Origin of the sequence: Pseudohalioglobus lutimaris (assembly GCF_002866825.1) — a bacterium.
Classification (GTDB): Bacteria; Pseudomonadota; Gammaproteobacteria; order Pseudomonadales; family Halieaceae; genus Halioglobus; species Halioglobus lutimaris.
The window spans coordinates 1-12,551 of record NZ_PKUS01000054.1 but is presented as its reverse complement, the minus strand read 5'-3'; the positions used below and the strand labels follow the sequence as shown (position 1 = coordinate 12,551).

Annotated in this window: 9 protein-coding genes and 1 tRNA gene; all 10 read left to right on the top strand. The window is 56.1% G+C overall.

The window, feature by feature from the left end:
- A partial coding sequence (locus C0039_RS21455; protein WP_078453405.1) for an EF-Tu C-terminal domain-related protein occupies nucleotides 1–97 on the top strand: 97 nt, incomplete at its 5' end.
- A 145-nt stretch (nucleotides 98–242) separates the two neighbouring features.
- Nucleotides 243–318: transfer RNA gene (locus C0039_RS20575), tRNA-Trp, on the top strand.
- Between the two features lie 139 nt (nucleotides 319–457).
- Entirely contained in the window at nucleotides 458–820 is a 363-nt protein-coding gene (gene secE, locus C0039_RS20570) for a preprotein translocase subunit SecE (RefSeq protein ID WP_075999095.1), read from the top strand.
- Nucleotides 821–843: 23 nt separating this feature from the next.
- Nucleotides 844–1,377 carry a transcription termination/antitermination protein NusG gene (gene nusG / locus C0039_RS20565; RefSeq protein WP_075999094.1) on the top strand — a complete coding sequence of 178 codons (534 nt, stop codon included), beginning with the start codon at nucleotides 844–846 and terminating at the stop codon, nucleotides 1,375–1,377.
- A gap of 156 nt (nucleotides 1,378–1,533) precedes the next feature.
- Complete coding sequence (gene rplK, locus C0039_RS20560; RefSeq protein ID WP_075999093.1) at nucleotides 1,534–1,968, top strand: 50S ribosomal protein L11; 435 nt, start codon at nucleotides 1,534–1,536, stop codon at nucleotides 1,966–1,968.
- 1 nt (nucleotide 1,969) lies between these two features.
- Nucleotides 1,970–2,665, top strand: a complete 696-nt coding sequence (rplA, locus tag C0039_RS20555; protein ID WP_075999092.1) for a 50S ribosomal protein L1 — start codon at nucleotides 1,970–1,972, stop codon at nucleotides 2,663–2,665.
- 321 nt (nucleotides 2,666–2,986) lie between these two features.
- A complete protein-coding gene (gene rplJ, locus C0039_RS20550; protein WP_075999091.1) occupies nucleotides 2,987–3,517 on the top strand; it encodes a 50S ribosomal protein L10 in 531 nt (176 codons plus the stop codon).
- Nucleotides 3,518–3,563: 46 nt separating this feature from the next.
- Nucleotides 3,564–3,938 (top strand): 50S ribosomal protein L7/L12, encoded by a 375-nt coding sequence (rplL, locus tag C0039_RS20545; RefSeq protein ID WP_075999090.1) that lies wholly within the window; start codon nucleotides 3,564–3,566, stop codon nucleotides 3,936–3,938.
- Nucleotides 3,939–4,096: 158 nt separating this feature from the next.
- Complete coding sequence (gene rpoB, locus C0039_RS20540; RefSeq protein WP_075999089.1) at nucleotides 4,097–8,170, top strand: DNA-directed RNA polymerase subunit beta; 4,074 nt, start codon at nucleotides 4,097–4,099, stop codon at nucleotides 8,168–8,170.
- Nucleotides 8,171–8,202: 32 nt separating this feature from the next.
- Nucleotides 8,203–12,429: a DNA-directed RNA polymerase subunit beta' gene (rpoC, locus tag C0039_RS20535; RefSeq protein WP_075999088.1), complete on the top strand. Its 4,227-nt coding sequence runs from the start codon at nucleotides 8,203–8,205 to the stop codon at nucleotides 12,427–12,429.
- The last annotated feature ends 122 nt before the right edge of the window (nucleotides 12,430–12,551 follow it).

Sequence of the window (12,551 nt, the reverse complement as noted above, 5' to 3'; positions counted from 1 at the left end):
GATCGCGCCGATTGCGATGGAAGAAGGCCTGCGCTTCGCGATTCGCGAGGGTGGCCGTACAGTGGGTGCCGGTGTCGTCGCCAAAATCATCGAGTAATTGATGACCCGGGACGGCAGCCCTGGGTTGCTGTCCCTCTCAGACCGAGCCGAACCGCCTGAAAAGGCAGTTCGGCTTCGTCGTCGTAGGAGTTTGTTACACCGGTGAGTGCGTTCGCGTAATTCACGCTCCTGGAAAAAGATATAGGCCAGTAGCTCAATTGGCAGAGCAGCGGTCTCCAAAACCGCAGGTTGGGGGTTCGATTCCCTCCTGGCCTGCCATTTTATGGCAGGGAAGTGGTGCCGAGTAAGGCGCTGCGCTTGGAATGTGAAACATAAAGGCGCGATCCGCGTCCCGGTGATTGGGCTTGCCCATGTTGATCGCGGCCAGGGCCCGATCCCGTAAGTAAGGATTTTGTAAATGAGTGTGGAAACCACCGTGAGTCGGTTTGACGGGCTGAAGTGGCTGGTTGTCTTCGTCCTGATTGGCGTAGCGGTCGTTGGCAACAGTTACTACGCAGACCAGTCCCTGCTTTATCGGGTGCTGGGTATTGTTGCGCTTGGTGCTGTTGCTGGCCTGGTTGCCCTGCAGACTGCCAAGGGTGCTGCATTCTGGACACTGGTAAAGGGTTCGCGCACTGAAATTCGCAAGGTTGTCTGGCCTACCCGGCAGGAAACCGTGCAGACCACCATGATCGTTGTGGTGTTTGTGTTAGTGGCGGCGCTGATCTTGTGGGGACTCGACTCTCTTCTTGGTTGGCTGGTCTCCCTGGCAATTGGATAAGACACAGGAATAAGGGTTAGCCGATGGCAATGCGATGGTACGTGGTTCACGCCTACTCGGGATACGAGAAGAAAGTCGCTGCTGCCCTGCAAGAGCGCATTGAGCTGCACAAGATGCAGGACCGCTTCGGCGAGATCCTGGTGCCGACCGAAGAGGTCGTGGAAATGCGCGGCGGTCAGAAGCGGCGCAGTGAACGCAAGTTCTTTCCGGGTTACGTGCTGGTGCAGATGGAGCTGGACGATGCCAGCTGGCACCTGGTCAAGGAAACGCCGAGGGTAATGGGCTTTATCGGCGGTAAGGCAGATGCGCCGGCGCCGATTACAGAAGCAGAAGCGAACGCAATTCTGCAGCGTGTTGAAGCTGGTGTCGAAGCACCACGCCCGAAGACACTGTTCGAGCCCGGCGAGATGGTGAGAGTTATCGATGGCCCCTTCAACGACTTCAATGGAGTGGTTGAAGAAGTCAATTACGACAAGAGCCGCCTCAATGTGGCGGTGCTGATTTTCGGACGTTCCACGCCTGTGGAGCTGGAATTTGGTCAGGTCGAGAAGGCCTGATCAGTCGAGAGGCAGACCCTCTCGCAAACGTTGCGGGGACAGACCCCTTTTTTCTTAACGCATGAAAAAAGGGGTCTGTCCCCGATAAAATGAACTGAATGGGGAGCTCCAGTAGGTGTAAAAACTGAAGCAGCGCTTGAACCCGGGAGTTAAAAAATGGCTAAGAAAGTCGAAGCTTATATCAAGCTGCAGGTGCCTGCGGGCCAGGCAAACCCGAGTCCCCCTGTGGGCCCGGCCCTGGGCCAGCATGGTGTCAATATTATGGAATTCTGCAAGGCGTTTAACGCCGAGACCCAGGGCACTGAGCCCGGTCTGCCGATTCCGGTAGTGATCACTGTCTACAATGACCGGTCTTTCACGTTTATCAAGAAGACGCCTCCGGCGTCTGTGCTGTTGCGTAAAGCAGCCAAGGTCAAGAAGGGTTCCGGTACCCCCAATACCAAGAAGGTAGGCAAGGTTAGCCGCGCCCAGCTTGAAGAAGTCGCCACCCAAAAGTGGCCTGACCTGACCGCTGCAGATATGGACGCAGCTGTGCGTACTATCGCGGGTTCCGCCCGCAGTGCTGGTATCGAAACAGAAGGGGTGAACTGAGATGGCCAAGTTGACCAAGCGCCAGAAGGCGTTCAAAGAGAAAGTCGACCCCCAGAAAGCTTATCCGCTGGAAGAGGCGGTTGGCATGCTCAAGGAACTGGCTACCGCCAAGTTCAATGAGACCGTAGAAGTTGCTGTAAATCTGGGTATCGATGCGCGTAAATCTGACCAGGCTGTTCGTGGTGCGACCACTCTGCCCCACGGAACGGGCTCCGACGTTCGCGTTGCCGTATTTACCCAGGGTGACGCTGCTGAGAAGGCCAAGGCCGCCGGTGCTGACCTGGTGGGCATGGAAGACCTCGCAGAGCAGATCAAGGGTGGGATGATGGACTTCGATGTCGTTATCGCCTCCCCCGACGCCATGCGCGTCGTAGGCCAGTTGGGTCAACTGCTGGGGCCTCGCGGGCTGATGCCCAACCCCAAGACTGGCACGGTAACACCTGATGTTGAGACAGCGGTAAACAACGCCAAGGCTGGCCAGGTTCGCTACCGTACAGACAAGAACGGTATTGTCCACGGCGGCATTGGCAAGATCGATTTCGATCTGGATGCTATCCGCGGCAACCTCGAAGCCGTGCTGGCTGACCTGAGAAAGGGTAAGCCTGCCGCCTCGAAGGGCGTCTATATGAAGAAAATCAGTCTGAGCACCACAATGGGGCCAGGCGTGACCATCGACCAGGGGTCGTTGGAGCAGTGATTGTCGAGCTGCCCTCAAAAGGGGCGGCTTCTCATGGCTTTCCATGGATGGGAAGTGGTAGATCGCAACAGGCCCACAGGCCTTGAGCGATCCACTTTGAGGTCTTTAGGACAAGGCTGGGGCGAAAGCCCCGCTAGCTGAGAACTTGAGGCCATCAAAGACCGTAGGTGCCCGCATCGATGCGGTTTATCGATAACGGCTTAATTGCGGCAAGCCCAGGGGCCTGTCCAAAGCCTACGCAGATGGTGAATACGTTCACCACGCGAACGGCAGTTGCATGGAATTGTAACTGCTTAACTTAGCAACCCAGGAGTATATCCAGTGGCAATTGGACTCGAAGACAAGAAAGCGATCGTAGCTGAAGTTAACGAGACGGCCACCAGTGCACTGTCTCTCGTTATCGCCGATGCACGTGGCGTAGACGTGGATGGTATGACGGCGCTGCGCAAAGATGCGCGCGAAAACCAGGTGGTACTGCGTGTAGTACGCAACACCCTGGCCAAGCGTGCACTGGAAGGGACCGACTACGAGTGTATCAATGACACTCTGGCTGGCCCCTCCCTGTTCGGATTTTCAATGGAAGATCCGGGCGCTGCAGCTCGTCTGTTCAAGGACTTCGCGAAAGGTAACGAAGCTTTTGAAGTAAAAGTACTGGCGGTCAGCGGCCAGATGCTGGGTGCAGAGCAGTTGGATGTTCTGGCTAAGTTGCCGACGCGTGATCAGGCACTCTCGATGTTGATGAGTGTTATGCAGGCGCCGGCTACGAAGCTGGTTCAGACAATGAACGAAGTACCTGGAAAACTGGTTCGCACACTCGCAGCAGTACGCGATCAGAAGGAAGCGGCGGCCTAGGCCATCGTTTTACCAAGTTTTATCAGCTAGATAGGAGACGAAAGTCATGTCTAAAGAAGACATTTTGAATGCAATCGCTGAAATGAGCGTAATGGAAGTTGTTGAGCTCATCGAAGCAATGGAAGAAAAATTCGGCGTTACCGCCGCTGCAGCTGTTGCTGCCGCGCCTGCCGCTGCTGGCGGCGACGCCGGTGCAGCTGCAGAAGAGCAGACTGAGTTTGACGTAATCCTGACTTCTGCCGGTGAGAAGAAAGTTAACGTCATCAAGGTTGTTCGTGCAGTAACCGGTCTGGGCTTGAAAGAAGCCAAAGGCCTGGTCGACGGCGCGCCTTCCCCCATCAAGGAAGGTGCTTCCAAGGAAGAAGCCGAAGACGTCAAGAAGCAGCTGGAAGAAGCCGGCGGCGCTGCTGAACTCAAGTAAGTTCAGCTCTCGTTCGAGTTTACTCGAACAAGGACAAGGCTGGTGGCGCGAAAGCCCACCGGCCTTTTCCCGCTTCATGTAAGCAAAGTTTTCTAGGCCGTAATTACGGCCTGATGAGCCTCACCAGGAGGCCGGATTAACCACGCTGGGGAGTACTGATGGCATACTCGTACACTGAGAAAAAACGTATTCGCAAGGATTTCGGCACGTTGCCGAAGGTAATGGATGTTCCTTACCTACTCGCGATTCAATTGGATTCATATCGCAAATTCACCCAGCAGGGGATTCCCCTCGACCAACGTGGCGCCTATGGCTTGCATGCCGCGTTTAAATCCGTGTTTCCCATTGTCAGCTACAGCGGCAATGCGGCTCTCGAGTACGTTGACTACAACCTGGGTACCCCGGTATTCGATGTCAACGAATGTCAGCTGCGTGGCGTAACCTACTCTTGCGCACTGCGGGTCAAGGTTCGCCTTATCATTTACGATAAGGATTCCGCTAACAAGACCATCAAGGATATCAAGGAACAGGAAGTCTATATGGGGGAGATACCCCTGATGACTGACAACGGTACCTTCGTGATTAATGGTACCGAGCGGGTTATCGTGTCCCAGTTGCACCGGTCTCCCGGCGTGTTCTTCGATCATGACAAAGGCAAGACCCACTCATCCGGCAAGCTGCTGTATTCCGCGCGGGTGATTCCTTACCGTGGTTCCTGGCTGGATTTTGAATTTGATCCCAAGGACATGGTTTACGTCCGTATCGACCGTCGCCGCAAACTACCGGCGACCATTCTCCTGCGCGCACTGGGCTACCAGGCCGACGAAATTCTGGAGATGTTCTTCGACTTCAATACTTTCCACGCCAGTGCCGATGGCAACTTCACCATGACGCTGATCCCTGAGCGCCTGCGCGGAGACGTTGCTGCGTTTGATATCAAGGTGGGTGACAAGGTTGTTGTTGAGCAGGGCCGTCGTATTACCGCGCGACACATTCGCGAGCTGGAGAAGGCCAAAATCACTGAACTGGAGATTCCCCAGGAATATCTCTATGGCCGGTCGCTGGCACGTAATATCGTCGACGAAAAAACCGGGGAAGTCCTGGTCGAGTGCAACGCCGAGCTGAGCGAGGAGATTCTGCTCCAGCTCAACGAAGCCGGGGTGAAGGAAATTCAGACGCTCTACACTAATGAGCTCGACTGTGGTGCCTTTATTTCGGACACACTGCGTCAGGATACTACCCGCAACGAGCTCGAAGCATTGGTGGAAATCTACCGCATGATGCGTCCTGGCGAGCCCCCCACCAAGGAATCCGCCGAAAACCTGTTCCAGAACCTGTTTTTCTCGGCGGATCGCTACGACCTGTCTGCTGTTGGCCGAATGAAGTTCAACCGCCGCCTGGGTCGCGATGAAGTGGTCGGCGAAGGTGTGCTGGCGAAGGAAGACATTGTTGCCGTACTGAAGACATTGATCGACATCCGCAACGGTAAAGGCATCGTTGACGACATCGATCACCTTGGCAACCGCCGGGTTCGCAGCGTCGGAGAGATGGCCGAGAACCAGTTCCGCGTGGGTCTGGTCAGGGTTGAGCGCGCCGTTAAGGAACGCCTGTCCATGGCCGAGTCCGAGGGCCTGATGCCCCAGGACCTGATCAACGCCAAGCCTGTGTCAGCAGCCGTGAAGGAGTTTTTCGGTTCCAGCCAGCTGTCGCAGTTCATGGATCAGAACAATCCGCTGTCCGAGGTGACCCACAAACGTCGCGTTTCAGCGCTCGGACCGGGCGGTCTGACCCGCGAACGAGCCGGCTTCGAGGTGCGCGACGTGCACCCGACGCATTACGGCCGGGTATGTCCTATTGAGACGCCTGAAGGGCCGAACATTGGCCTGATAAACTCACTGGCCACCTATGCCCGTACCAACGCCTATGGCTTCCTCGAAAGCCCGTATCGCAAGGTCGTTGACGGTGTGGTGACGGACGAGATCGAGTTTTTGTCTGCGATCAATGAAGCCGAGAGCGTAATCGCCCAGGCCTCTGCGCCGCTGGACAAGAACAAGCGATTCACGGAAGACCTTATCAACGTTCGCTATCTGAACGAGTTCACGGTGAAAGCGCCTGAAGACGTTAACTACATGGACGTCTCACCGAAGCAGGTAGTGTCAGTGGCCGCGGCCCTGATTCCGTTCCTCGAGCACGATGACGCCAACCGGGCCCTGATGGGTTCGAACATGCAGCGCCAGGCAGTGCCGACACTGTGCAGTGACAAGCCGCTGGTCGGAACGGGAATGGAGCGTTATGTTGCCGCCGATTCCGGTGTGTGTATGGTGGCCAAGCGTTCTGGTGTAATTGACTCCGTTGATGCCAGCCGCATCGTGGTCCGGGTCAATGACCAGGATGTGGGCAAGGACGAGGCCCCGGTTGATATTTACAACCTGACCAAGTACACCCGTTCAAACCAGAATACCTGTATTAACCAGCGCCCTATCGTCAAGCGGGGCGACGCGGTGGTACGTGGCGATATTCTCGCTGACGGTCCCTCCGTGGACATGGGTGAGCTGGCCCTGGGCCAGAACATGCGCATCGCGTTTATGCCCTGGAACGGTTACAACTTTGAGGATTCCATCCTGGTTTCCGAGCGCGTGGTGAAGGAAGATCGCTTCACTACTATTCACATTCAGGAACTGACCTGTATTGCTCGTGACACCAAGCTCGGCTCAGAGGAGATCTCTGCAGATATACCCAACGTGGGTGAGAGTGCACTGGGCAAGCTCGACGAGTCTGGAATCGTATATATCGGCGCTGAAGTTGACGCCGGCGATATACTGGTAGGCAAGGTGACGCCCAAGGGTGAAACCCAGCTCACGCCAGAGGAAAAACTGTTACGTGCAATCTTCGGTGAAAAGGCGTCCGATGTTAAGGACACCTCATTGCGCGTGCCTTCGAGCACCAAGGGCACGGTAATAGACGTGCAGGTCTTTACGCGCGATGGCCTGGAGAAAGACCAGCGGGCGCTGCAGATCGAAAAGCACCAACTGGACCAATATCGCAAAGACCTGAAAGAAGAATATCGCATCTTTGAAGAAGCGACATTCGCCCGTTTGCAAAACCTGCTCAGGAATAACGAGACTGCATCCGGTGCTGGTCTGAGCAAAGGTACCAAGCTTACTGACAAAGTGCTGGCAGAGCTTGAGCGCGAGCAGTGGTTCAAGCTCAAGCTTGCTGATGCCGAGCTCAATGAGGCCCTGGTATCTGCGCAGCGTCAACTGGAAGAGCAGACCAAGCTACTTGAAGAGCGTTTCGAGGACAAGAAAGGCAAGCTGCAGTCTGGCGACGACCTGGCGCCTGGCGTTCTCAAGATCGTTAAGGTTTACCTGGCGATAAAGCGTCGTATCCAGCCAGGCGACAAGATGGCTGGTCGTCACGGTAACAAGGGTGTTATCTCCGTGATCATGCCTGTCGAAGACATGCCCTACGACGAGAACGGCGAGCCTGTGGACATCGTCCTCAACCCGCTGGGTGTTCCTTCGCGGATGAACGTTGGTCAGATTCTCGAGACTCACCTGGGCATGGCTGCCAAAGGTCTTGGCGAGAAAATCAATGCCATGATTGAGGAGCAGAAGAAAGTCGCTGAAGTGCGTAAGTTCCTGGAGGCTGTTTACAATAATGGCGCCGGGCGCATCGAAGATATCAAGTCGTTCTCTGATCAGGAAGTGATGGAGTTGGCCGGCAATCTTCGTGGTGGCGTGCCGATGGCAACACCGGTATTTGACGGTGCTGCAGAAGACTCCATCAAGGACCTGCTCAAACTGGCTGACATGCCTGAGTCTGGTCAGTTCACCTTGTACGATGGCCGTACCGGCGACGCTTTTGATCGTCCGGTAACGGTTGGCTATATGTACATGCTGAAGTTGAACCACCTGGTGGATGACAAGATGCATGCGCGTTCAACCGGCTCCTACAGCCTGGTAACCCAGCAGCCGCTGGGGGGTAAGGCGCAGTTCGGTGGCCAGCGCTTCGGAGAGATGGAAGTGTGGGCGCTGGAGGCATATGGCGCGGCCTACACCCTGCAGGAAATGCTGACCGTCAAGTCGGATGACGTGGCGGGCCGTACCAAGATGTACAAGAACATTGTTGATGGTGACCATAGGATGGAGCCGGGCATGCCCGAGTCCTTCAATGTGTTGGTCAAGGAAATTCGTTCGCTCGGTATCGACATCGAGCTCGAGAACGAGTAACTGGCCAATAACGAATACGTGGAGGAATAGCCTTGAAAGACTTACTTAATCTGCTGAAGGCCCAGGGCCAGACAGAAGAGTTCGACGCCATCCGGATCGGCCTGGCGTCACCCGAGATGATCCGCTCCTGGTCTTTTGGCGAAGTGAAAAAGCCTGAGACCATCAACTATCGTACCTTCAAACCGGAGCGGGACGGCCTGTTCTGTGCCAAGATCTTTGGCCCGGTGAAGGACTACGAGTGTCTGTGCGGAAAATATAAGCGCCTCAAGCATCGCGGCGTTATCTGTGAAAAGTGTGGTGTGGAAGTTGCCCTTGCCAAGGTGCGTCGTGAGCGCATGGGACACATTGAACTGGCGAGCCCTGTGGCTCACATCTGGTTCCTGAAGTCCCTGCCATCGCGCATCGGCTTGCTGCTGGACATGACCCTGCGAGATATCGAGCGTGTGCTGTATTTCGAAAGCTACGTGGTGACTGATCCGGGGATGACGACCCTGGAGCAGGGCCAGTTGCTGTCCGATGAGCAGTATTATGAATCGATGGAAGAATTCGGTGACGAGTTCTCCGCCAAGATGGGCGCGGAAGCGGTTCAGGACCTGATGGTGCAGTTGGACCTGGAGCAGGAAATCGCCCAGCTGCGCGAGGAAATCCCCGCCACCAACTCCGAGACCAAGATCAAGAAGCTGTCCAAGCGACTCAAGTTGATGGAAGCCTTCGCCAACTCCGGCAACAAGCCTGAGTGGATGGTACTCAACGCGCTGCCGGTTTTGCCGCCGGATCTGCGCCCCCTGGTGCCACTGGACGGAGGTCGCTTCGCGACTTCTGACCTCAACGATCTTTATCGCCGCGTTATCAACCGTAACAATCGCCTGAAGCGTCTGCTTGACCTGAATGCGCCGGACATCATTGTGCGTAACGAAAAGCGCATGTTGCAGGAATCTGTGGATGCCCTGCTGGATAACGGTCGTCGCGGTCGGGCTATCACCGGTTCCAACAAACGCCCGCTGAAATCCCTGGCCGATATGATCAAGGGTAAGCAAGGTCGTTTCCGCCAGAACCTGCTGGGTAAGCGCGTGGACTACTCCGGTCGTTCAGTGATCGTGGTTGGTCCCACTCTGCGTTTGCATCAGTGTGGCCTGCCCAAGAAGATGGCGCTGGAACTGTTCAAGCCGTTTATTTTTGGCAAGCTGGAAGCGCGTGGTCTGGCGACCACGATCAAGGCCGCCAAGAAAATGGTTGAACGCGAGCCGCCGGAAGTCTGGGATATCCTCGCTGAGGTTATTCGCGAGCACCCGGTACTGCTTAACCGTGCACCGACCCTGCACCGTCTCGGTATCCAGGCGTTTGAGCCTGTTCTGATTGAAGGTAAGGCGATCCAACTGCACCCGCTGGTTTGCGCCGCGTACAACGCCGACTTCGACGGTGACCAGATGGCGGTACACGTGCCGCTGACCCTGGAAGCCCAGTTGGAAGCACGTGCATTGATGATGTCGACCAACAATATTCTGTCACCTGCTAACGGTGAGCCGATTATCGTACCTTCACAGGACGTGGTGCTGGGTCTGTATTACATGACCCGCGAACGCATCAACGCCAAAGGCGAGGGCACCTGTTTTGCCAACGTATCTGAAGTGCATCGGGCCTATGTTGCCGGCCATGTGCACCTGCAGGCGCGGGTAAAAGTTCGCGTGAAGGAAGTGGTGGTCCAGGATGAGGGTGATCCGATAGAACGCACCTTTATTGCTGATACCACGGTAGGCCGCGCCCTGCTCTGGGAAATTGTTCCCGAGGGCCTCGGTTTCGATATGGTGAACCAGGACATGGCCAAGAAGGCTATCTCGCGGATCATCAACCAGTGCTACCGCGCAGTCGGTCTGAAGGCGACGGTTATTTTTGCTGACCGCCTGATGTATACCGGCTATGAGTACTCTACGCGTTCCGGGTCATCCATTGGCGTGAATGACTTCGAGATTCCAGACGAGAAGGCTGCGCTGATCGAGCATGCCGAGGCTGAAGTACGCGAGATCGAAGACCAGTACGCGGCCGGCCTGGTAACCCAGGGTGAGAAGTACAACAAGGTGATCGATATCTGGTCCCGTGCCAACGACCTGGTATCCAAGTCCATGATGGAGGGACTGTCCAAGGAGACGGTAATCAATCGCGATGGCGAGGAGGAACAGCAGGCATCCTTCAACTCAGTGTATATCTATGCTGATTCCGGAGCCCGTGGTTCCCCCGCGCAGATTCGTCAGCTGGCGGGTATGCGTGGACTGATGGCCAAGCCCGACGGTTCCATCATTGAAACCCCGATCGTGGCCAACTTCCGTGAAGGCCTGAACGTTCTGCAGTACTTCATCTCCACCCACGGAGCTCGTAAGGGTCTGGCGGATACCGCCCTGAAGACCGCGAACTCTGGTTACCTGACCCGTCGACTGGTTGACGTTGCCCAGGACCTGGTGGTTACCGAGGAAGACTGCGGTACTGATGCAGGCCTGTTGATGACGCCGGTTATCGATGGTGGTGACATCATTGAGTCCCTGGGTGATCGTGTTCTGGGCCGTATTGTTGCCCGGGACGTGATGAAGCCGGGCTCAGGTGATGAGATCGCAATAACCGCTGGCACCATGCTGGACGAATTGTGGATCAAGCGCCTTGAGGAAATGAGCATCGATGAAATCGAGGTGCGCTCGCCGATTACCTGCGAGACCCGTCACGGTATCTGTTCATGCTGCTACGGTCGCGACCTGGCACGTGGACATCGCGTCAATATGGGTGAGGCCATCGGTGTCGTTGCGGCACAGTCAATCGGTGAACCGGGTACTCAGCTGACCATGCGTACCTTCCACATTGGTGGTGCGGCATCCAGGGCCACGGCCCAGGACAATATTCAGGTGATGAACGACGGTACCGTGCGTCTGCACAACCTGAAGACCGTGGAAAATACTGACGGCAACCTGGTAGCGGTCAGCCGATCCGGTGAGTTGTCGGTTCTGGACCTGCGAGGCCGTGAGCGTGAGCGCTACAAGCTGCCCTACGGTGCTGTGCTCAAGGTCAAGGATAACGAAGAGATTACCGCCGGCGCGATCGTCGCTAACTGGGACCCCCATACTCACCCGATCATCACCGAGGTGGCAGGTACGGTTAAGTTCAGTGGTATGGAAGAAGGTATCACCATCAAGCGCCAGACTGATGAACTGACGGGGCTCTCCAGTATTTCCGTAATGGAAGCGAGCGAGCGCCCGGTAGCGGGCAAGGACATTCGCCCTGGCATCACCCTGGTGGATGATAACGGCGAGGAAATGTGCCTGGCCAATACCAATGTGCCCGCGCATTACTTCCTGCCTCCGGATGCGATGGTGAGCATGGAAGACGGTGCCAAGATCGGCGCCGGTGCGGTGATAGCGCGAATTCCCCAGGAAGGCTCCAAAACCCGTGATATCACCGGTGGTCTGCCACGTGTCGCGGACTTGTTCGAGGCACGTAAGCCTAAAGAGCCCGCCATTCTGGCGGAGATCTCGGGTGCCGTGTCGTTCGGCAAGGAGACCAAGGGCAAGCGTCGTCTGGTGATCACGCCGACCGATGGCAAGCCCCTGGCCGATGGCTCCGATCATTATGAAGCGCTGATTCCCAAGTGGCGCAACATGAGCGTGTTCGAAGGTGAGTTCGTTGAAAAGGGAGAAGTGGTTTCGGAAGGACCGCCCAGCCCGCATGATATTCTGCGCCTGAAAGGTATTGAGGAACTGGCCAAGTACATCGTCAACGAAATCCAGGAGGTTTACCGCCTTCAGGGCGTGAAGATCAACGATAAGCACATCGAGGTGATTGTTCGCCAGATGCTGCGTAAGGTGATTATTACGTCCAGCGGTGACTCGACCCTGATCAAGGGGGAGCAGGTAGAGTTTACTGCGCTTCTTGAAGAGAACGAGCGGTTGCTGGCAGAGGGTCTCGTAGCGGCAGCGGGAGAGCGTGAGCTTTTGGGTATTACCAAGGCCTCGCTGGCGACAGAGAGCTTTATCTCTGCTGCCTCATTCCAGGAGACCACACGCGTACTCACCGAGGCTGCGGTAACCGGCAAGCGCGATTACCTTCGCGGTTTGAAGGAGAACGTTGTTGTGGGTCGCCTGATACCTGCGGGTACTGGCCTGGCCTACCACGAGGAGCGCAAGCGCAAGCGTGGTCGCGATGCTGAGTCCGAGATGACCGTCTCTGCACAGGAAATCGAAGCAGCTCTGACCGAGGCACTGCAAGCCGACGGTACCTGAGCTCGATTGACATAGCCTGATGACAGGGGCGCCGGTTTATGCCGGCGCCCCTTTTTTTTGGTTCATCGCACATTAGCGGGAAATGAGGCATTCAAACAAAGCGGACACCACGAATGGGGTAA

Coding starts and splice junctions, on each gene's coding strand:
- rplA (WP_075999092.1), top strand. CDS start 1,970: ATGGCCAAGTTGACCAAGCGCCAGAAGGCGTTCAAAGAGAAAGTCGAC.
- nusG (WP_075999094.1), top strand. CDS start 844: ATGGCAATGCGATGGTACGTGGTTCACGCCTACTCGGGATACGAGAAG.
- rpoB (WP_075999089.1), top strand. CDS start 4,097: ATGGCATACTCGTACACTGAGAAAAAACGTATTCGCAAGGATTTCGGC.
- rplL (WP_075999090.1), top strand. CDS start 3,564: ATGTCTAAAGAAGACATTTTGAATGCAATCGCTGAAATGAGCGTAATG.
- rplK (WP_075999093.1), top strand. CDS start 1,534: ATGGCTAAGAAAGTCGAAGCTTATATCAAGCTGCAGGTGCCTGCGGGC.
- secE (WP_075999095.1), top strand. CDS start 458: ATGAGTGTGGAAACCACCGTGAGTCGGTTTGACGGGCTGAAGTGGCTG.